At 42.1% G+C, this 21,807-nt stretch carries 20 protein-coding genes and 1 tRNA gene; 11 read left to right on the forward strand and 10 right to left on the reverse strand.

Annotated elements, in window-relative coordinates:
* Positions 1–106: 106 nt before the first annotated feature.
* The 5 genes from ACFQ1M_RS06980 (at position 107) to ACFQ1M_RS07000 (ending at position 5,612) form a co-directional block, all read left to right on the forward strand.
* Positions 107–589, forward strand: coding sequence for a nuclear transport factor 2 family protein (locus ACFQ1M_RS06980; protein WP_386405926.1), 483 nt, complete (start codon positions 107–109; stop codon positions 587–589).
* 141 nt (positions 590–730) lie between these two features.
* The gene (dnaK, locus tag ACFQ1M_RS06985; protein WP_386405929.1) at positions 731–2,632 is read left to right on the forward strand and encodes a molecular chaperone DnaK; all 1,902 of its coding nucleotides are present in this window, start codon (positions 731–733) and stop codon (positions 2,630–2,632) included.
* A 258-nt stretch (positions 2,633–2,890) separates the two neighbouring features.
* Positions 2,891–3,562, forward strand: coding sequence for a response regulator (locus ACFQ1M_RS06990; RefSeq protein ID WP_386405932.1), 672 nt, complete (start codon positions 2,891–2,893; stop codon positions 3,560–3,562).
* A 30-nt stretch (positions 3,563–3,592) separates the two neighbouring features.
* Positions 3,593–3,856, forward strand: coding sequence for a hypothetical protein (locus ACFQ1M_RS06995; RefSeq protein ID WP_386405935.1), 264 nt, complete (start codon positions 3,593–3,595; stop codon positions 3,854–3,856).
* Complete coding sequence (locus ACFQ1M_RS07000; protein WP_386405938.1) at positions 3,849–5,612, forward strand: tetratricopeptide repeat-containing sensor histidine kinase; 1,764 nt, start codon at positions 3,849–3,851, stop codon at positions 5,610–5,612. Before ACFQ1M_RS06995 ends, ACFQ1M_RS07000 begins: the two co-directional genes overlap by 8 nt.
* Here ACFQ1M_RS07000 and ACFQ1M_RS07005 read toward each other — a convergent pair whose 3' ends face one another.
* From ACFQ1M_RS07005 to ACFQ1M_RS07025, 5 genes are read right to left on the reverse strand one after another with little or no spacing between them, the layout of a single operon-like run.
* A complete protein-coding gene (locus ACFQ1M_RS07005) occupies positions 5,613–6,317 on the reverse strand; it encodes a hypothetical protein (protein ID WP_386405940.1) in 705 nt (234 codons plus the stop codon).
* A 13-nt stretch (positions 6,318–6,330) separates the two neighbouring features.
* Positions 6,331–7,131, reverse strand: a complete 801-nt coding sequence (locus ACFQ1M_RS07010; RefSeq protein ID WP_386405942.1) for a DUF4846 domain-containing protein — start codon at positions 7,129–7,131, stop codon at positions 6,331–6,333.
* Positions 7,128–7,799, reverse strand: coding sequence for a DNA alkylation repair protein (locus ACFQ1M_RS07015; RefSeq protein WP_386405945.1), 672 nt, complete (start codon positions 7,797–7,799; stop codon positions 7,128–7,130). Before ACFQ1M_RS07015 ends, ACFQ1M_RS07010 begins: the two co-directional genes overlap by 4 nt.
* 46 nt (positions 7,800–7,845) lie before the next feature.
* Positions 7,846–9,558, reverse strand: coding sequence for a gamma-glutamyltransferase (gene ggt, locus ACFQ1M_RS07020; protein WP_386405948.1), 1,713 nt, complete (start codon positions 9,556–9,558; stop codon positions 7,846–7,848).
* Positions 9,555–10,139, reverse strand: coding sequence for an acyl carrier protein phosphodiesterase (locus ACFQ1M_RS07025; protein WP_386405951.1), 585 nt, complete (start codon positions 10,137–10,139; stop codon positions 9,555–9,557). The genes ggt and ACFQ1M_RS07025 overlap by 4 nt, the downstream gene beginning before the upstream one ends.
* 73 nt (positions 10,140–10,212) lie before the next feature.
* Here ACFQ1M_RS07025 and glmM point away from each other — a divergent pair, with 73 nt between their 5' ends.
* Both glmM and ACFQ1M_RS07035 read left to right on the forward strand, forming a co-directional pair.
* Positions 10,213–11,601, forward strand: coding sequence for a phosphoglucosamine mutase (gene glmM, locus ACFQ1M_RS07030; protein WP_386405954.1), 1,389 nt, complete (start codon positions 10,213–10,215; stop codon positions 11,599–11,601).
* A 125-nt stretch (positions 11,602–11,726) separates the two neighbouring features.
* Complete coding sequence (locus ACFQ1M_RS07035; RefSeq protein ID WP_386405957.1) at positions 11,727–12,110, forward strand: hypothetical protein; 384 nt, start codon at positions 11,727–11,729, stop codon at positions 12,108–12,110.
* Here the strand turns inward: ACFQ1M_RS07035 and ACFQ1M_RS07040 are convergent.
* Positions 12,107–13,015 (reverse strand): lysophospholipid acyltransferase family protein, encoded by a 909-nt coding sequence (locus tag ACFQ1M_RS07040; protein WP_386405960.1) that lies wholly within the window; start codon positions 13,013–13,015, stop codon positions 12,107–12,109. The two genes, ACFQ1M_RS07035 and ACFQ1M_RS07040, sit on opposite strands and share 4 nt — an antisense overlap.
* A 51-nt stretch (positions 13,016–13,066) precedes the next feature.
* Here ACFQ1M_RS07040 and ACFQ1M_RS07045 point away from each other — a divergent pair, with 51 nt between their 5' ends.
* Positions 13,067–13,705, forward strand: a complete 639-nt coding sequence (locus ACFQ1M_RS07045) for a rhomboid family intramembrane serine protease (protein ID WP_386405963.1) — start codon at positions 13,067–13,069, stop codon at positions 13,703–13,705.
* Between the two features lie 575 nt (positions 13,706–14,280).
* On the opposite strand, the gene ACFQ1M_RS07050 is transcribed toward ACFQ1M_RS07045, so the two are convergent.
* From ACFQ1M_RS07050 to ACFQ1M_RS07060, 3 genes are all read right to left on the reverse strand, one after another.
* Positions 14,281–14,363 (reverse strand) — tRNA-Tyr (locus ACFQ1M_RS07050).
* Between the two features lie 184 nt (positions 14,364–14,547).
* Positions 14,548–15,657: a redoxin domain-containing protein gene (locus ACFQ1M_RS07055; protein ID WP_386405966.1), complete on the reverse strand. Its 1,110-nt coding sequence runs from the start codon at positions 15,655–15,657 to the stop codon at positions 14,548–14,550.
* A 121-nt stretch (positions 15,658–15,778) separates the two neighbouring features.
* Positions 15,779–16,270 carry a hypothetical protein gene (locus ACFQ1M_RS07060; protein WP_386405969.1) on the reverse strand — a complete coding sequence of 164 codons (492 nt, stop codon included), beginning with the start codon at positions 16,268–16,270 and terminating at the stop codon, positions 15,779–15,781.
* A 243-nt stretch (positions 16,271–16,513) separates the two neighbouring features.
* Between ACFQ1M_RS07060 and ACFQ1M_RS07065 the strand changes: the two genes are divergently transcribed.
* Complete coding sequence (locus tag ACFQ1M_RS07065) at positions 16,514–19,441, forward strand: FAD-binding and (Fe-S)-binding domain-containing protein (RefSeq protein ID WP_386405972.1); 2,928 nt, start codon at positions 16,514–16,516, stop codon at positions 19,439–19,441.
* Positions 19,442–19,452: 11 nt separating this feature from the next.
* The gene (locus tag ACFQ1M_RS07070) at positions 19,453–19,710 is read left to right on the forward strand and encodes a hypothetical protein (protein ID WP_386405975.1); all 258 of its coding nucleotides are present in this window, start codon (positions 19,453–19,455) and stop codon (positions 19,708–19,710) included.
* On the opposite strand, the gene ACFQ1M_RS07075 is transcribed toward ACFQ1M_RS07070, so the two are convergent.
* Positions 19,707–20,540, reverse strand: coding sequence for a UDP-2,3-diacylglucosamine diphosphatase (locus ACFQ1M_RS07075; RefSeq protein ID WP_386405978.1), 834 nt, complete (start codon positions 20,538–20,540; stop codon positions 19,707–19,709). The genes ACFQ1M_RS07070 and ACFQ1M_RS07075 overlap by 4 nt on opposite strands.
* Positions 20,541–20,727: 187 nt before the next feature.
* Here ACFQ1M_RS07075 and aroC point away from each other — a divergent pair, with 187 nt between their 5' ends.
* Entirely contained in the window at positions 20,728–21,792 is a 1,065-nt protein-coding gene (aroC, locus tag ACFQ1M_RS07080) for a chorismate synthase (RefSeq protein WP_386405981.1), read from the forward strand.
* Positions 21,793–21,807: the final 15 nt, after the last annotated feature.

A 21,807-nucleotide genomic window follows, 5' to 3' on the forward strand; every position in this document is an offset into this window, starting at 1 on the left:
TATTGTTATTGGTAAGCAAAAATAGGATGTTTTTGTTAAAGTTTTCTTTAATTGAAATTTAGTTTTGAAATTGAAATGCTATTTTCACCAATATAAAAACAAGAAGATGAGATATCTGCTTATTATGTTTGCGATAAGCCTGCCTTTCTTGGCCAATGCACAAAGAAATCCGGAGTTGGATGACATGAAATTGAAGAAGAAAGCCGTAAAACAGGTGGTTCTGGATTTTTTTGAAGGATTTCACGAAGGCGATACAACAAAGATGAAGATGGTAATGCACAAGGACATGATCATGCAGACCATCTATAAGACCAAAGAAGGGGAGGATGTATTGAACCAAGACGATACCTCGAAGTTTCTCAATGCCATTGCCGGTCGGCCTGTAGGACAAAGATGGAATGAACAACTATTGCTTTTCAAAATAGAAGTAGAGGATTATATGGCGCATGTTTGGACACCTTATGAGTTCTACTTGAATGACCAATTCAGTCATTGTGGAGTGAATTCCTTTCAGCTATTTAAAGATAATGGTGCATGGAAGATCATCTATCTTGTAGATACGAGGCGGCGAGCAGGTTGTAAGGACTAATTTGTATCGACTGCACACATGACATGAAAAGAATACTTCTACTGTTTCGCTGACAACCTGTCAGCTATTTTTCAATGGCACGATCATTGCTTTTTGTTGTTCGAGTTTAAAACGAAATTTCACAACAAAAATACATACGTAATGAGCAAAATTATCGGAATTGACTTAGGAACCACCAACTCGTGCGTTTCTGTGATGGAAGGGAATGAGCCAGTGGTGATTCCCAATGCCGAAGGTAAAAGAACTACGCCATCGGTCATCGCATTTGTAGAGGGTGGCGAGATCAAAGTGGGCGACCCTGCAAAGCGTCAGGCCGTAACAAACCCTACCAAGACCATTTATTCTATCAAACGCTTTATGGGTAATAAATACTCCGAGTCTGAAAAAGAGGCAAAGCGTGTACCTTATAAAGTGGTAAAAGGAGACAACAACACACCACGTGTGGATGTTGATGGTCGTTTATATACGCCACAAGAGCTTTCTGCAATGGTGCTTCAGAAAATGAAGAAGACTGCTGAAGACTATCTAGGGCAAGACATCTCCGAAGCGGTGATCACAGTGCCAGCATATTTTAATGATGCCCAAAGACAAGCCACCAAAGAAGCAGGCGAGATCGCAGGCCTTAAGGTGAGAAGGATCATCAATGAGCCTACGGCAGCAGCTTTGGCCTATGGTTTGGACAAGAAGGGACAAGACCAGAAGATCGTTGTTTTTGACTTTGGTGGAGGAACGCATGACGTTTCCATATTAGAATTGGGCGACGGTGTATTTGAAGTGCTCTCTACTGATGGTGATACGCATTTGGGAGGTGACGACGTTGACGAAAAGATCATCAATTGGTTGGCAGAAGAATTCAAGTCAGAAGAGTCTATGGACCTTAGAGATGACGCCATGGCCCTTCAACGCTTAAAGGAGGCTGCCGAAAAGGCAAAAATTGAATTGTCTTCCTCTGCGCAAACCGAAATCAACTTACCATATATCACAGCAACTGCTTCTGGACCAAAGCACTTGGTGCGCACGCTATCAAGAGCAAAATTCGAGCAGTTGATCGATGACTTGGTGCAACGTACCATAGAGCCATGTAGAACGGCATTAAAAGGTGCGGGACTTTCAACAGGTGATATCGATGAGATTATTTTGGTAGGTGGTTCTACAAGAATCCCAGCAGTGCAGGAGGCTGTAGAGAAGTTCTTTGGCAAGAAACCTTCCAAAGGAGTGAATCCTGATGAAGTTGTGGCCATTGGTGCTGCAATTCAAGGAGGTGTTCTCACAGGAGATGTAAAGGATGTGTTGCTTTTAGATGTGACACCACTTTCATTAGGTATCGAGACCATGGGAGGCGTGATGACCAAATTGATCGAGTCAAACACGACGATCCCAACTAAAAAGTCACAAGTATTCTCTACGGCAGCTGATAATCAACCATCAGTTGAAATTCATGTACTACAGGGAGAACGCCCAATGGCTACAGATAATAAGACGATAGGCCGTTTCCACTTAGATGGAATTCCACCTGCGCCACGAGGAGTTCCTCAGATCGAAGTAACGTTCGATATCGACGCGAATGGTATCATCAATGTATCGGCAAAAGATAAAGGCACAAATAAAGAGCAAAACATCAGAATTGAAGCCTCTTCAGGATTGACAGAGGAAGAGATCGAAAAGATGAAGCGCGAAGCCGAAGCCAACGCTGATGCTGATAAGAAAGCGAAAGAGAAGGCCGATAAGGTAAATGAAGCAGATGCAATGATCTTCCAAACTGAAAAGCAGCTCAAAGAATTTGGTGATAAACTTTCAGACGATAAGAAAAAGCCAATAGAAGATGCCTTGGAAGAATTGAAGAAAGCGTTCGAAACCAAAGATTTGGATACCATACAACCGGCGTTAGACAAGATCAATGAAGCATGGAAAGTGGCGTCTGAGGAAATGTATAAGGCGCAGGCCGAAGCTCAGCAACAGGGAGGCCAGGAAACTGAATCTACTGCTGATGACACGAAGGAAGGTGATGATGTGCAAGATGTAGATTTTGAAGAAGTGAAGTAATTAAGGCTATACTTACTATAGAAAGACCGTTTGGAAGATCCCAAACGGTCTTTTTTATTTCCTATGGGTACTTGATAGCGACCAGTCATCACCGACGGAGCGGATATCCTAAGACAAAGACCTATTTGCCGTATAGATTATTTGTAGTATATTTAATACAAGTGTAACCATTTTTGGTGAAGAAAAAATTCACCTCAAATAGCTATTGCATAAAACAGATGTGATACATATGTTTGTTACGAGGCAATTTTTCCCAATATGGCTGATTCGGTAATAAAGATTCATTTGGCAGATGACCATCAAGTTTTAATAGATGGTCTTCTCGCAGTTTTAAAGTTAGACCCAAGGTTTCAGGTCGTTGGTTTTTCGCTCGATGGGGTGGGCCTGCTAGATAGGATCAAGGAGAACGAAGCCGATATTCTTATCATGGATATCAATATGCCAGAGACCGATGGGATCGAGGTATTGAGAACTTTCAGGAAGGAAGGGTTTCCATGCCGTGTCATTATACTGTCTAGTTATGAGGATGTAAAATTGATTCGTGAAGTGATCAAATTGGGAGCCGATGGTTTTCTAGCGAAAAATTGCGCGGGTGAAGAAATTTCGGATGCCATAGAGAATGTTTATGCTGGAAAGCAATACTTCAGCGAAAGCATTCGACAGCGAATACTGGGTTCTTTCTCGGGAACGCCGATCAATGAAGACAGAAAGTATGCAAGTATTGCCGAAGGCTTGGAAAGCATCACGGATAGAGAATTAGAGATCTTAAAACTTATCGGACAAGAATACAGCGGACAAGAGATCAGCGATCAACTCGGCATCAGCAAAAATACCGTAGAGACCCACAGGAAGAATCTTATCAAGAAACTCAAAGTAAAAAATTCAATTGGATTAGTGAAGATGGCCCTAAAATACAATCTTATCAATTAATTTTTTTATTAACCTAAATTTAGAATGCATATGAGTAGACTAGTAGATTACGACTTGAAACAAAATTCAAGTGGACAGTATTGGCTTACATTCGAAGTGACTTCTGGAACGGCAGTAGCTTATTCCAAAGATGGTGACGAAAATATCGTTACCTTGTCACAAGGAAAAGGAGAGATCCGATACAGCAAGCAATACTTTCCTAATGGACAAAACCAAGTTATTGTAGCTTTTCAACAAGTAGAGCAAAGTGGCCGAATGGGACCCAGGAAGCCAAAAGTGATCATTGATGGCTAAGATCTTTACACTAGTAACCATATACCTAATGCTGTTCGAGCTTGTAGCTTCGGACAGCATTTTTTCATCTTATTACCCTCTGGTTTTGCAAGACTCGATAGCACAGCGGAAAATTGTGCTTAAAAAGGAATCACCTACGGTGTTGTTGGAAGCAGCACTAAAACAATACGATCTCTACAAAAAAAATAGCGATAGCGATAGTCAAGTTAGAATTGCCGAGGAGATCGGCGAGTATTTCCGCTTGAACAATGAGACCGCAAATGCATTGAAATATTTTAAGGAAGCCTATCAATTGAGAAGAAGAGCCAGGGATACCTTGGGCATGGCTAGACTGCAGATGTTGATGGGCAACTGCTATACTGCAGACTATTATAACGATGAATCCCTCCCAGATACCGTCCAAGACCGTTTGCTCAATGTTTCTAAATATCATTTTAATAAGATCGTAAAGGATTTTAAGAACTTCAAAGGCATCGATTCCTTAAAAGGTAGGGCACATAGTATTTTATCCGGTCTTTACTCATATTCTAATGATTTCGATAAGGCAAAGGAACATTCCAAGAAGGCGATCGACATATGTACAAAGTCGGGAGATCGTTCAGGGCTGTTAGCGGCCAAGTCCAATTTGGGCGTTATTTATATATCGGAAGGAAATTACAAAAAGGCCGAGGAGATCTACCTTCAAAACCTCAAAGCTTATAAGAGCATAGAGATGGACAGTACGGCTAGGACGAACAACATTTATACGACCACCTTGAACCTGTCCTATGTATATGAAAAACTGGGAGATTTCAAAAACGCCTATAAATATTCTGAAGAGAGTTTTGATTACTACTTTGATGCCAGAGAACTGGAACAGAAAAAACAATTGAATGAGATCGAGGCCCGTTTTAATGTAGAACGCACCGAAAAAGAAGCAGCACTGCAGATCGCCGAGCAAGCCAATAAGAAAGCTCAATTTCAGCGTTGGACCACGGTCTTGAGCATTGTGTTGATGGCGGTCATCGCGGCACTTTATTTCTTATCTAGAAGTGCAATCTCAGAACGACAGAATTTCAAACTGAAACTTACCCAACAAGCCCTCGATCGACAACAGGAATTGGCTTCTTTGCAATCCGAAAATCAACTTAAGGTGATCAATGCCACGCTCGATGGACGAGAGAACGAACGAAAGGCCATCGCACAGACCCTGCATGACAGCGTGAGCTCCTTGTTATCCTCTGCCAATTTACATATGCAGGTAGTGAAACAAAAACTTTCCGATAACCCCGAAGAACTTCAAAAGGCGCAAGGGATCATCAGTGAAGCTTCGGGCAAGATCCGCGACCTTTCGCACCGTCTTATCTCCTCGGTATTGATGAAGTTTGGCCTAGAGTCTGCATTGACCGATATCTGCGAGAAATATTCCAACTCCAGACTTGAATTCACTTTTGACAATAAGACCGCCATTCCGCGTTTCGAAGAAAGTTTTGAAGTAAAAGTGTACAATATGATCGAGGAGATGATGAACAACATCATTAAACATAGTGAAGCCACCAAAGCCATGATCAACTTGACCATGCTTAACGATAAGTTATTCGTCACCGTGCATGATAATGGGAAAGGTTTCGACACTTCGATTTTAGAGAATAGAGGAGGGATCGGGCTTGGTCAAATTCAGGCACGGATCAAGCAATTAAAGGGCGAACTCAAGGTGTCCTCGGGCAATAATAGAGGGACGACCATCAATTTTTGGGTGCCCATACAAGAAAAGTGATCACATACCCATCACTTCACCCATGTCTAGATTTAAAAACAGTATTTTGTGTTTTGTGGGCAAAAGGGTTCCGCTTCTTGTCTGTTTCCAACCTTCCCAAGTGGCTTCTAGACCTCCGACCGGAATGATCTTCACCCACATCTTATAACTCTTTGGCAATCCATTCTCGTTCAATATCCATAAATAGGAATCACCCGGAGTAGTTCCTCCTGAGGTATAGGTCACCAATAACCCTTTGGAACCGTCTTCCAAGGTGACAATGCCACGTTTCGTCCCAGTATCAAAAACCTTGTGCGGTGCTACGAGCCAGAACGAGTCATTGTTAAAATAGGCCAACGCCTTATCTGTCAATTCGGTTTTCATATTACCAATGACCTTGGTCTCATCGGTGAAAGCCTCACTCTTTGAATGATCATTTAGATCGAGGCTAACAACATGATCGTCCCAATAGACTTCGACCTTGCCACTGTTCTTTACCCATTTGTAATGATGCATGTCCTTAAATGTCCATTCTATATAGTTGGTGGCTTTGTAGGCGTCATGCTTCACCGCCTCCAACATTTTCTCGGCCAACGCATCCGCTTCAGATCCAGACGTTGCTTTGGGAAGCGGTTCGTGATAGCTGAACAATACGATAGCCAATACTATCAGCATCAGCAGCACAAAGAGGAAGATACGTTTGATGATCTTGAAGAATGATTTCATTTGGATGTGGTGATTAGTTTTTAAATCTCCTTAAGTCCGAAGGCTCAAAGGTCCATTCTGGTGTAAAGATAGTGCCTTCCTTTAACTCATACCAAGGACTTTTATCGCGATTATTGCGATTCACCAATATTTGGGTCTCCTGAGCCGGCATATAACTCTGAGCCAGCATGTATAATTTTGTCCCGTTTAATGGGTCGACTGCCATATCGACCACGATAACGGCATGGCCAAACGGCCTGCCTTTTTGGATGAATACATCACCGATCTCCATATCCGATAGTTCAACGCCCTTCATTTCATTCAATAGAGAAGCAGTATTGGCATAGGCAAATATGTAATTCATATATTTTCTGAACTTTTTATAACTACGGTTTTCCTTAGCATAGTCCAAATAATATCTTGGCTTGGCATCACTAACAAAATTGAAATGGATCTGATCATATTTCTTTAGTTCATATAGGTATTCGCCACGTAAGCGCATTACCGCATCTGCACACTGCTGAAGATCCCTACTGCCAATCTCCATATCGATGACTCCGCAATAGACGTTGCGGTTGGATTTAATGCTTCCGTCAAAATATTTCACCTCGCTACCGTGTGGTTTCAAGGGAAGTCTACGTAAGTAATGTGCAAACGAATCCTCCGCTTCCGTTGTCCTCAAGAAACCATCGGGAGTACTGAAACGTTCCTCTATTGTTTTCCCCTTTGGGTCAATGATATCCTTGGTGTATGTGTCTACGGTCGAATGTACAAGGGTAGGGGCTTGTTTTTTACAAGCGCAGAATAAAATTAGTAGAATAAAGAACTTTTTCATTTGATGATATTTCGAATGGCCTCTTTACGACTCAGAGGTTTTAAAGTAGTTGAATTTACAAAAGCCAAGACCGCTTCTGGATCCGTCTTGCCAAATTCTCGTAAGGCCCATCCGATCGCCTTTTTGATGAAGAACTCATCAGAATCCGCATGTTTTTTGCATTGTTTGAAAAGTTCCTCTGAATCAGTTTTGGCTTTATAACCCAATTGAAACAAAATGGCCGATCGGTTAAGCCACATATCATGGGCACTGGAGAAGGTGTCTATAACCGTTCTCTTTTCTTCTGGGAATTTCAGTAGATAACCACCTAATATCCACTTCGCGATATAGTCTACCGTATCCCACCAAGAATGAGTGGTGATCAGGTACTTGATCATTGCGATATCCCCAAGCATATATTTTTTGTTCTTGAACTTATAATAGAGTTCCATTCCGCACATATGCAATTCTCGATAATTTTGTGAATAAAGGTCATAAACGACACTGTCTAGTTGCTGTTGCACTTCGTCAACATGGCTTTTAAGCACTTCCTTAAGCAGTTCTCTACGTTTTGGCGTCTTGATGCCGTAAAATTCAAACTTGCCTTTTAGATAGGCTTTCATGGCTTTAGCGTCCGTCGCATTAGAGTGTTCCTGTAAACAATGCGCTAAATGGTACTCAAAGTTCATATCTAACAATCATCATTCCTAAGTCTAATTCCTAATTGAGACGTTGTCAGTATCCAACGGCCGCCTCATCTCCCCGAGGATCAGCACCGGCTTCCAATCTGCCATCGGGTAAAACCAGAATGGCATTGACCTTTCCAATGACCGGCGTTCTCTCTTCATTGATGGTATGTCCTTTCTCTTTTAGTTTCTTAACCACGCGTTCTGGAAATACCCCAGGTTCCATTCTGATCTCATCGGGCAGATGCTGATGGTGAAAACGTGGCCGGTTCACCGCCTCTTGCATTCCCATGTCATATTCATGTACATTTAAAATAGTTTGCAACACCGAAGTGATAATAGTACTTCCACCGGGAGTGCCTACGACCATCCAAAGTTCGCCATCCTTCTCCACTATGGTAGGAGTCATCGAACTCAGCATGCGCTTTTCTGGGGCAATGGCATTCGCTTCCGCGCCGACAAGCCCAAACATGTTTGGTACCCCTGGTTTTGCGCTGAAATCGTCCATTTCGTTGTTCAAGAAAAAACCTAGCTCATCACAATACAGTTTACTGCCATAAGCGCCGTTAAGCGTCGTGGTCACAGAAACAGCGTTGCCTAAGCTGTCAACAATAGAAAAGTGCGTGGTCTCCATACTTTCTACGATTTCAATCTTTCCATGCGAAATCGATTCGGAAGATGTCGCCTTTTCTAAGCTAAAGGAATCCATCCGATCCAATAGATATAAACTATCCAGTAGAGTTTCAGAAGGAATGTCGGCAAAATCAGGGTCGCCAAGAAAGTAATTGCGATCGGCATAGGCGCGGCGCTCGGCCTCAGTGATAACATGGATACTTTCTACGCTGTTATGATTCATTTTTCGCAGATCATAAGGCTCGATCATCTTCATGATCTGTGCCAAGGTGATGCCTCCGCTACTAGGTGGAGCCATCGATATTACCTTGAGTTCGTCATATTGAAAGATAACTGGCTCCCGCCATACCGATTGGTACTTTGCGAGATCTTCCAAAGTGATGATTCCACCGCATTCTTGTAAGAATCGAACCAAAGTTTCTGCGGTTTCTCCTTTGTAAAAACCATCCTGTCCATTTTCTTTGATTGCCTGCAATGTACGGGCCAGTGCATGATATTTGATCGTATCACCTCTTTTAAAATCATTGGCAAAGAGCGTTTGTTTGCCACTGATCTCTATGATCTTCTCTTGATACTTTTTTATGCGTTCTTCTTGCTTCTCTGTCACGATAAGACCTTGTTTGGCAAGATCGATAGCTGGTTGTATAAGAGTTTCCATGGGAAGGCTACCAAACTTTTGATGTACTGCAAAGACCCCAGATACGCTACCAGGCACTCCTACCGCGGTGGCTCCTTCGGTACTTTTACCAGGTATAAAATTGCCCAAGGAATCCAAATACATATCGTGTGTGGCTGTGAGCGGGGCTTTTTCTCTGAAATCCAGTCCACCAACATTGCCATCCTTGTCCCTATAGACCATAAAACCCCCACCGCTGATGTTTCCCGCATAGGGATAGGCGACAGCCAGCGCAAACTGTGTCGCGATCATTGCATCAAACGCATTACCACCTTGCTTCAGGATATCAGAACCTATCTTGGAGGCCTCAATTCTGGCGGAGACCACCATCGCATTATCCGTAATACGTCCTACTGGTTTTTTCTTGCAGGAGACAAAACAGCTAAGGAGCGTCAATATGACCACAATTCTTATCCTTGATTGAAAGCTAAACTTGATGAAATGCGTATTCATAAGCTTTTTAATTTATCTTTAGAATAGGTTATCAATTCACTAAAGAACGACCTGAACTCACTTTCGAATTCCACATAGAATTCCTCCAATTCGATCACTGCAAAGTTCATCCTTGAACGATTTTTGGTCCTGCGGTTCATCCCGTTCAACACGCGAGCGATACCTTCGACCTGAGCATAGCTCAATAGCCAATTGTCCGAGATCATATATGGCATAAACCGTTTGATATTGACAGGCAAAATATCAAATTTGTCTTCGAGCAGGTCATAAAAGTCATTCGTAAAATCTTCCAAAGGAATATCGCTATAATCAAGCCAATTCTTGGCTAAAAAATGATCGTAGAAGATATCCACGATGACTCCGCTATAATGGCTGTAGTTTTTATGCAAACGTTTTGTGCTTTGTCTTACGGTAGGGTGCGCATCGGTAAAAGTGTCGATCGCTCGATGCAGCAAGATACCTCGTTGAATGTCTTTGGGATATTTTTGATACTTCTTTCCTCGAATGCTATCAGCGATAAAATTTCCAAGAATAACGTCGCGGTCGTTTCCAGAAAGATAGATATGTGCGAGAAAATTCATCAGCTAAATTTACGAATTCATAATAAAGAAATCCTATTTCGGAATTGTATATTTGCCAAAAATCACAGCGTTTATGACACTTATAAAATCGATATCTGGAATACGTGGTACCATTGGAGGAACGGTTGGAAATAATCTCACTCCTATTGATGCCGTTAAATTTGCGGCTGCTTACGGAACATGGCTTAAGAATGATCGAAAGAAAGAACAGCTTACCGTCGTCATCGGCCGTGATGCTCGAATTTCTGGAGAAATGATCCAGGATCTGGTCGTCAATACATTGATCGGCCTAGGAATCGATGTCGTAGATCTGGGATTGTCCACAACACCGACGGTCGAAGTCGCGGTCCCAATGGAACATGCTGATGGTGGCATCATTTTAACGGCGAGTCATAATCCAAAGCAATGGAACGCTTTGAAACTACTAAATAGCAAGGGGGAGTTTTTGAGCGGCGCCGATGGAAAGCGCATCTTAGAGATCGCAGACAGTGATGATTTCAACTTTGCGCAGGTAGATGATCTTGGTAATGTGAGAACTAACAATGCATATATCGATCTTCATATCGAAGAGGTCCTAAGTCTCGATCTTGTAGCATCTGCGAAGATCAAAGATGCCAAATTTAAGATAGTGGTCGATGGGGTCAATTCTACAGGAGGTATCGCTATCCCCAGGCTTTTGGAGGCATTGGACGTTTATACGGTAGAATTGTACTGCACTCCAAATGGAGATTTCCCACACAACCCGGAGCCTCTTAAAGAGCATCTTACTGATATTTGCGAGCTGGTTAAAAAGGAAAAGGCAGACCTTGGGATCGTAGTGGATCCAGATGTGGATCGTTTGGCGTTCATCGACGAGAAAGGGGAGATGTTCGGTGAAGAGTATACCCTGGTAGCGGTAGCCGATTATGTTTTGGGCAAAACAAAAGGGAATACGGTTAGCAATCTATCTTCCTCACGTGCATTGCGAGACGTCACTGAAAAGCACGGAGGCAACTATGAGGCCTCAGCAGTTGGCGAAGTGAATGTGGTGCAGTTGATGAAGGATAACAATGCGGTCATTGGGGGAGAAGGGAATGGCGGTATCATATATCCAGAACTTCACTATGGAAGAGACTCCCTTGTCGGAGTCGCATTGTTCTTGTCGCATCTGGCCGAGATGGGTATTTCGGTAAGTGAGCTTCGCAAAAGCTATCCAAGTTATTTCATGAGTAAGCAGAAGATCGAACTTACACCACATTTGGATGTTGATAGAATTCTGGGGCTGATCGCAGAGAAGTACGCTTCGGAAGATGTAAAGACCATCGATGGTGTAAAGATCGACTTTGCCGACAATTGGGTACATCTGCGAAAATCAAATACCGAACCTATAATCAGGATATACACAGAAGCCTCTAGTCAGCAAGAAGCGGATGAACTGGCACATCGTTTCATTGAAGAGATCAAGGCGATCGCAGGCATTTAGAGTATTTATGACACTTATAAGTATTTCTTATGCATAACTGACACTTCATTAATTTTATAAATAATTTAATATTTAATTTTAGGCGGTAGGCGCTTGGCTTTGTATCTTTAGGAAAAAGCTGCATTATGAAAAAGATACTATTACTATTCTGCCTATTTACCTCTAGCCTCATAGCCCAAGAACTTCAGAGTTCGCTCCAGTCTATGAATCTCATCGATAGAGCACAGGCAATAACAGATGTTTACGCCAGTGGCTTGATCTTAGATGGTGAATTAAGAACTAAATTTGAGAAAACAGTGGCGCAATTTCTAGTCAAACGTCGATATATCGAAGAGAGCGATTATAAGCGCGATAAGAAAATAGCGCTGTTACAATCGTTGAGCGATGAAGAAACGCAGCAAATGGAAGCGTTGATCGGGAGCGATCAGATCAAAGCGTATAAAAAGATCAAAGTTACGGTACAACCGCTTTTCGACAGACAGATGTTAAAGCCAGCTTACCTGGATTAGTGTGCCGTTTGAGTTTCTAAGACTTCCGTAGGAACTTTATCACGATGCTTCCATCTCCTATGTGTCCATAGATAATACTCAGGAGCTTTACGGATTTGTTCCTCCAACATTTCGGTGAAAGTATCGGTTATTTGATAGTTTTCATACTCGTTTGGGGTATCCGTGATCACCTTAAAAGTAGTCTGATAGTAACCGCGCTTCACCTTTTGGATATCTAGAAATATGACCGCATGGTCACAAGCTTTTGCCAACTCTTCAGCACCTACAAATACAGGAACGGTCACCCCGAAGAACTTACGCCAATATTTGGCCCTATGTGGCATCGGCGATTGGTCCATCGCAAAGCCGTACATGCTCAGTTCTCCGTCCTTATGATGTTTTACGACTGTTTTAGAAGCTTCCTTCACCGGAATCAAGTAGGCTTCATGTTTCATGCGAATTTTACGCACTAACCGATCAAAGTATTTATTGGCTATGGGCATATAGATACCATATCCTTTGTGCTCGATAAAATAACCCAATGACATCATCCATTCCCAGCTTGCATAATGGCCACAGACCAGACTTACATTTTGTTTCTTTTTTCCATAATGATGCAATACTTCCAGATTCGTGTATGTAAATCGCTTTGTCATCTGCTTCTTTGACATGCTTAGCGATTTCATCATTTCCATGAACAGATCTACCATGTGATGATAAAATTTCTTTTCAATGGCGATGATTTCATTTTCAGACTTTTCTGGAAATGCAATTTGGATATTATTCCTCACTACTTTTTTGCGATATCCAATGACATAATACAACAGAAAAAAGATACAATCCGAGACAAAATAGAAGATTCTAAAAGGTAATATAGAGACCACCCAGATCAGCGGGTAAACTAAGATATAAGCTACTAATTGCATGAAGCGAGTTTTGGCAAATATAATTATATTTGATGCTGAAGCCATTTTTTTATGATGAATTTAAGTGCAATCACCATCGCTATTATTATCGCAAATGTGTTGGTGTCTATGAAGGGTTTTAATGACTTTTCATTCTTTGAGAAATACAAGTTTCAGATTGGACCTATCAAGCGAGGAGAGCAGATACGAATGCTCACTTCCGGCTTCTTGCATGTCGATTCACGGCACCTCCTCTTCAATATGCTTACACTCTATTTCTTTGCGGATATCGTTATCTACGATTTTGGGCAAGGACGGTTTCTAATCGTCTATATGGTGAGTCTGCTATTTGGGAGCTTGTTGGCTCTGGGCTTTCATAAGGATGAGTATCATTATAGCGCCGTAGGCGCGAGCGGGGCTGTAATGGGAATTATCTATGCTGCAATTTTGTTATTTCCAGAGATGCGTATCTATGGTTTTATCCCTGGATGGGTTTTTGGAATTGGATATCTTGTCTATACCATCGTGGGCATCAAAGGTAGATTTGACAACATTGGGCATACAGCACATTTTGGAGGAGCCATCGGAGGATATGTGACCACTTTGATATTCAAACCTAGTCTCATTACCTCAGAACCACTTGTGGTTGGTCTATTAGCAGTGCCTATCATTGTTTTATTCATTTTGGAGAAGGCAGGAAAGCTCAGATAGAAAACGGCATTTTTGGTAGAGCAGAGGGTGACAAATGCCGACTTTTGGCGTAGCATATTTTTTCGACTTACCTCGCCAAATCCTCAGCATAGCGCTTCCTGTTCGGGTGGCCCCGGACCTTTTTGGATTCGCTCACCTTCGCTCGCGCCTCCTGTTCGGGTGGCCCCGAACATAAAATTTCTTTATCGCTACTTTACAAAAGCAAGCTTTTGATTGTAGCTCCTCAGAAATTTTGTGTGGGGAGAGCAGGATGGTATCTCCCTTTCCCGACGTTCTGAAAATACAAAGTCCACATCGCCTTCGCGCTGTGCTTTTTTCGTTTCCTACGAATTTAAGAGACGAGTTTCACCATTCTTTGAAAACTAAAAAAGTCCGCAACCTTGGTTGCGGACCTTGTGCTTATTCGTGGGGAGAGCAGGATTGCATCTCCTTTTCCCGACGTTCTGAAAATACAAAGTCCACACCGCCTTCGCGCTGTGCTTTTTTCGTTTCCTACGAATTTAAGAAACGAGTTTCACCATTCTTTGAAAACTAAAAAAGTCCGCAACCAAGGTTGCGGACTTTGTGCTTATTTGTGGGGAGAGCAGGATTCGAACCTGCGAAGGTAAAAACCAACAGATTTACAGTCTGTCCTCGTTGGCCGCTTGAGTATCTCCCCAAATACTTCAAATTCGGTAAATTTCCTTATCAGAAGCGGATGCAAATATATTATTGTTTTGCTTTCGGCCAAACAAATAATTCAAGTTTATAAATGTCCATTATTAGCATGCTGACAATGAATCAAATAACAACGGCCCCTCAGAGGGAGCCGCCGCACACGATTTATTTTTTGAACAATCCTTCTAGTTTGAAAGTAACTCTTCCACTTTGGCCTCTAACGCTTGTCCCCTAAGGTTTTTTGCCACGATCGTACCATTTTGGTCGAGGATCACGGTATGTGGTATGGATGTCACCTGATATTGCTTGGCAATTGGGTCATTCCAAAACATCAGATTTGAAACGTGACTCCAGGTAAGGCCATCAGCTTGTATCGCTTCCTTCCACTTTTCGCCATCCTTGTCTAAAGAAACGCCTACAATATTCAATCCCTTATCGTGTAGTTTATTGTACATTTTAACCACGTTTGGATTTTCTACTCGACAAGGCTTGCACCACGAAGCCCAAAAGTCGATCACAGTAACCTTTCCCTTCATATCGTTCAAGGCAAGTTCATCTCCTTCGGGGGTCTTCCCGGTAAAATCTGGTGCAGGGCTCCCGATTGCCAAAGGATCCACCTTATTGATCTCTTCTTCAATATTCTGTGCGATCTTCACCTTTTTCACGTCGTCTGAAAGCATCTCATACATTTCTCTGATCTCCTCCTTAGATTTTTGCTTACTCGCCATCACTTGCTGCAGAATAACGGCAGAAAAGTATGCATCTGGATGTTCTTTTATAAAATTCAATTGATAGTCTTGGATCGCAGTTTGTTTCTCACTGAATTCTTTCTTCAAGGCCTCTGCCTTTTCCATGTCATTGTTTCTGCTGGCTTCTATCAATTCCTTTTGCGTACTATAAATGTCCGTGATCAGTGGCTTAATATTGTTCATGAACTCCGTATACTCATCATTTGACTTAGAGCCAGAACGCTGCGCATATTGTAAACTATCCTTGTCTGCTACGATTGCGATTCTGCCCTTTTCCAAAATCACGGGAAGACTTCCCCTAACGCCATCAATAAACATCATATGCATTTCTGGAATCTCTATATCGCCAGTGAAACTGAATTTTCCATTCGCTACTGTCGCCGAATCTATTGTGATAAATGACCGGCCATTTTCCAGTTTTTTCAACAATACCAATTTACCGTCTTCAACATTGATATCCACATTTACCTCATATCCCTTAGGGGCTTTTTCGCAGGCCGCGGCCAGCATAAGCATTGCAGATAGTAAAAAACAAATTTTCTTCATAGGTCTCTAAAATGATTTTGCACAAATGTAACCATTCGCCCTTTAAATGGAAGTTAAAATTTAGGCAAAAAGAAAAGTCCCGCATTGGGCAGGACTTAAATATTCGTTATTATTTTAATGCCTAGAACTGATAGCGAAGTCCAAGTGCAATATCAAAATCTACATCGTCATCAAAGGCGTCATTAAAAATGATCTCTGGCCTAAAATCGAGCGAGATAAGCAATGGAATCTCAAAATTATACTCGATACCGATGTCACCAGCGGCAAAGATAAAGGTCTCACTTCCGCCATCGATACCGGGAACGGGACTTTCAAAATCAACATTACCTATACCACCACCAGCGCCCGCATACCAGTTGAATCCGCCATCAATACGCCATACCCATTGATAAAGCGCTGCTAATTTGAAAGCGTCAAAATTATTGCCATCTCTCCAGCCTAGATCGAACTCCAGTCGGTTATCATCGCCAAGTCCTCGCTGATACGAAATTTCGGCACCAAAACCATCGTTGTCGCCTAATCTAAGCCCAAGCGCATTTTTCGCAATATTTTGCGCTTGCATCATGGCTACAGCAGAAAAGAAAATACCTAGAAATAAAATGTGCTTCTTCATATGTTATATAGTTATTGTTCGATGTGTAAATAACGATATTTTATCAAAAGCATTGTGGCTTTTTTGCTAAAAATATGAACTATTATAGAAATGTTCTTATTCGAGTTAGAGCTTCGAATTATAGAAAGGGGCTATCGATGACATGTTTTATTTGCCGCACTCCTACAATTAATTATTCGTGTGAAGCCATAATAATTCGAGCGTTGTAGTATTTTTGTGTGTCACAGGTCAATACTCGCATTCTTGGAAAAAAAAGTTTTGAAACGACTCGCGGAAACGCTCAGAGGAGAACTTCTTACCGACAGTTTATCGAAGGCTATTTATGCAACGGATGCTTCGGTCTATAGAAAGTTGCCTTTGGCTGTTGCCTATCCCAAGGATGAGAATGATATTGTAATTCTAGTCGATTTTGCCAGAAAGCATCAAACCTCCTTAATTCCCCGGACTGCGGGAACCTCCCTCGCAGGACAATGCGTGGGCGATGGTATAGTGGTTGATGTTTCCAAATATTTCACCAAGATCTTAGCGCTCGATGAGAAATCAGGCAAAGTTAGGGTGCAGCCAGGAGTTATAAGAGATGAACTGAACGATTACCTAAAACCGTTCGGACTGTTTTTCGGCCCTAACACTTCAACTTCTAATCGATGCATGATAGGAGGAATGGTGGGCAATAACTCCTCTGGGACTACCTCAATAAAATATGGGGTTACTCGTGATAAGGTCATTCAATTAAGAACCATCCTCTCGGATGGCAGTACAGCCGTTTTTGAAAGTATTTCTGAAAAAACCTTCAAAAAGAAGGCCGAGGAACATGACTTAGAGGGAACAATTTACAGAACGATCGAAACCATACTTTCACCTACGGCTGTTCGCAAGGAAATAAAGCATCGATTCCCAGATCCACGCATCCATAGGAGAAACACTGGATATGCCATCGATGAACTTATTAAGATGCGACCATTCGAAACAGATGGCGCTAGTTTTAATATGTGTAAACTGCTAGCGGGAAGTGAGGGTACGCTTGCATTCACTACAGAAATTGTCTTGCAGCTGGATCGTTTACCGCCATCGCAGTCGGTGATGGTGGCGGCACACTTTGACAGTATAGAAAATTGCATGAAAGCCGTCGAGCCAGTAATGCAGCACGACCTCTATACTTGCGAAATGATGGACAAGGTAATTTTAGACTGTACAAAGAATAATCTCAATCAATTAAAAAATCGATTTTTCATCCAGGGAGATCCGGCCGCAATACTTATGCTTGAAGTCTGTGCTGATACTTCTGTTGAGGCACTTCAGAAAGCAGCGCAGCTTATTGCCACCCTAGAACTGACAGGGCTTTCCTATGCCTTCCCCATTTTAAAAGGAGATGAAATAGCGATGGCACTCGAATTGCGAAAGGCTGGATTGGGACTACTTGGCAATATCGTTGGTGATAGAAAAGCGGTCGCCTGTATTGAGGATACGGCCGTTGCGCTACCAGACCTTGCTGAATATATCGCAGAATTTACCAAGCTGATGAGTACTTATGACCAGAAGGCTGTCTATTATGCGCATGCTGGCGCTGGTGAGATCCATTTAAGGCCCATTCTCAATCTAAAAAAAGCTGAGGATGTTGGGCTTTTTAGGCGAATTACGTCGGACGTGGCACAATTGGTCAAGAAATATAATGGTAGTCTTAGCGGAGAGCATGGCGACGGAATTGTTAGAGCAGCGTTTATTCCAATGATGATCGGGGAAAAGAATTACCAGCTCTTAAAACAAATTAAAGAAGCTTTTGACCCAAACAATATTTTTAATCCCGGAAAGATAGTTGATGCTGGACCTATGGATGCCAACTTTCGCTACGAAACTGATAGAGAGGAGCCGGTCATCGATACGTTGTTGGACTTTTCCGATTCTGAAGGGATCTTAAAAGCTGCCGAAAAATGTAACGGCAGCGGAGACTGCAGAAAGCTTCCCACCGCAGGAGGGGCTATGTGCCCAAGTTATCATGCCACGAGAAACGAAAAAGATAGCACAAGGGCAAGGGCCAATGCACTCAGAGAATTTTTGACGATTTCTGAAAAAAGAAACATATTCGATCATAAAGAACTGAAAGAAGTATTTGATCTCTGCCTTAGTTGTAAGGCATGTGCTAGCGAATGTCCAAGCAATGTAGATGTGGCAACGCTAAAAGCAGAGTTTCTATATCAGTTTCGTAAAGCGCATGGCTCCAGTTTTAGTGATAAGATCTTTGCGAATAATGCCAAGTTCAATCATCTTGCAAAAAGAACCAATAGCCTTGTCAACCCCATCATTAATAATAAAATAACGAATGGTATATTAAAGAGTTTGCTAAATATTCATCCTCTCAGAGACATTCCAATAACTTCAAGTAAAACTTTAAATAAAAAAGCCGTAACTTCAATAAATAAAGGGTTTAAGATTAAAAAAATCGTAAAGAAAATCTATTTTTTCAATGATGAGTTCACAAAATATCTCGATACAGAGATCGGCCTTGATGCAATCGAATTATTGGTCAGACTCGGTTATGAGGTACAATTAGTAAAACATTGGGAAAGTGGCCGTTCACAAATTTCCAAAGGATTCCTAAAACAGGCGAAACGCGTGGCCAACAAGAATGTGTCTAGGTTCAAATCGCTTATTTCCGAGGATACTCCTCTGGTAGGATTAGAACCTTCTGCGATCTTAACATTTAGAGATGAATATTTACGCCTAGCAGATGACAAGGCCACCGCGGAGAAAATTGCCAAGCACACCTATATGATCGATGAATTTATTGCAAATGAGATCAAACTTGGGAATATTGCATTGTCGCAATTTACAACCAATGAGAAACAGATCAAACTACATGCTCATTGTCATCAAAAGGCTTTGGCAAATCAGGTGGATACCTTTAACATGTTAAATTTCCCAAAGAATTACAGCGTAACAATCATACCGTCTGGATGCTGCGGTATGGCAGGTTCTTTTGGTTACGAAAAAGAACATTATGAGGTGAGCATGAAAGTAGGAGAACAAGTATTATTTCCAGCGGTTCGGAAAGCTCCTGAAGATGTCACCATTGCCGCCAATGGCACAAGTTGCAGACATCAAATAAAAGACGGTACTGGACGCTTCGCGCTTCATCCAGTAACTATTTTGAAGGAAGCGCTACTTATTGAATAGATCGATATTAAATGCAAGAGAATAAAATAACCACCGCCACAACGGAAAAACTAAAGAATCAAAGAAATGTTTACACTGGTCTTATCTATGTTTACTATGCATTGATGGCCATTTATGCAGCAGTTCTGTTTCTTCTGTTCAAAGATTCGGGATTGCAAGGTGCCAATATCCCGTTGGCGATTCCCTTTCTATGTTTGCTTATTTTTCTTCCGATTCTTTATTCATCTAGAAACGCGATCGACAAAGAATTAGAGCGTCGAGAGCATTAAGGCTGTTTTTTGGTAATGGTTATTGCTGCCAAGAGATCCTTATAGTTCATCGATTTCAATTCTTCATCTGCATAAAAAGGGGAGAGATGGTCTTCGCTATATTTATAGAGCCTCCAGCGTTTGTTCTTATATTCGAGCGCCGTAAGGTTCTCTATCCAATCTCCAGAATTTAAATACATACAATAACCCTTGCCGTTTACCTTATTGACCAATTTTGGTTGGTGAATATGTCCGCAAATGACATAGCCATATTTTTGCTCTATGGCTAAGTCGGCCACCACTCTTTCAAAATCGGAAATATATTTGACCGCCTTCTTTACACTGTTCTTTATTCTTTTTGAGAGTGAATATTTCTCTCTTCCCATTTTCAACAAACACCAATTGACGAGCCTATTGCATAGAATGAGGAGATCATATCCCCAGCCACCGAGCTTCGCCACCCATTTGGTATGCTGAATGGAAGCGTCAAAAACATCGCCATGAAAGACCCAGGCCTTCTTTCCGTCTAGATTGAAGAGCATCTTATCAACCACATGAATATTGCCTAACGTCACATCGCTGAAGCGACGCAGCATCTCGTCGTGATTTCCCGTAACATAAAAGACCTCTGTGCCTTTGGTGGATAGGTCGATGATCTTCTTGATGACCTGTAAATGAGATTTTGGAAAATACCACTTCTTAAACTGCCACATATCAATAATATCGCCATTCAAGATAAGTTTGTCAGGCCTTATGCTATTTAGGTAGGCCAGCAACTCTTCGGCATGACAACCATAGGTGCCCAAGTGCACATCAGAGATCACCGCGATTTCTATTCTTCTTTTTCTCAAGAGGGTCCTATTTGGGATTCAAATTAAAGGACCGATCGTTAATTGAAGATTAGCAGGCTCTTATGATATTGTGAGTTGTGCGTTAAATCTATATCAAGTGACAGGTCCAATGTTAACTTGGTATTACCAACTTTTGTTTTTGTTTCTGGGCAAATAGGGTTATTTTCGTTTGCACAAAAACGAACACATGGCAGGAAATTCCTTCGGAACCCTTTTTAAGCTTACTACATTTGGCGAGTCGCATGGCAGAGCACTTGGCGGAATCATCGATGGTTGCCCGTCGGGTATAGCGTTGGACCTTGAAGCGATACAGCGAGAGATGGACCGCAGAAAACCAGGACAATCGGCAATCGTTACCCAACGTAAAGAGCCCGATTCGGTCGAGTTCTATTCGGGTATTTTCGAAGGGAAGACCACTGGGACACCAATAGGTTTTGCCATTCATAATACCAACCAAAAATCAAAGGATTACGGACACATCAAAGACTCTTATCGCCCAAGTCATGCCGATTATGTCTATGACCAAAAGTATGGGTTTCGCGATTATCGTGGAGGAGGACGAAGTTCTGCTCGCGAAACCGCATGTAGGGTAGTGGCTGGCGCGATTGCAAAGCAGTTCCTTAAAGATGTAAGCATCACCGCATATGTGTCATCTGTTGGCGACCTGAAGCTCGATAAACCTTATCAAGAGTTGGACTTTGACCAGATCGAGAAGAATCCGGTGCGCACCGCTGATGCCGATATGGCCATAAAGATGGAAGAATATATCAAACAGATCAGGAAAGAAGGTGATACCGTCGGTGGAATCATCACTTGCGTGATTCAAAATGTACCAGTAGGTTTGGGTGAACCTGTCTTCGATAAACTACACGCAGAACTTGGCAAGGCCATGTTAAGCATCAATGCCGTTAAGGGTTTTGAATATGGCAGTGGTTTTGCGGGCTCTGAGATGAAGGGAAGCGATCATAACGACCAATTCAACCAAGACGGAAGCACCAAAACCAACTTTAGTGGCGGCATTCAAGGAGGTATAAGTAATGGAATGGACATCTATTTCAATATAGCCTTCAAACCTGTGGCAACTTTGATTCAGGCCTATGAGACGATCGACAAGGAGGGAAACAAAGTGAAAACACAAGGAAAGGGGCGACACGACCCATGTGTGGTGCCGCGCGCAGTGCCGATCGTAGAGGCGATGGCTGCTTTGGTACTGGCAGATTTTGTGCTTTTGAATAGAACGATCAAACTTTGAACGAAGCCTAGTAGA

The sequence above is a fragment of the Sungkyunkwania multivorans genome, from assembly GCF_042675645.1.
Taxonomy (GTDB): Bacteria; Bacteroidota; Bacteroidia; order Flavobacteriales; family Flavobacteriaceae; genus Sungkyunkwania; species Sungkyunkwania multivorans.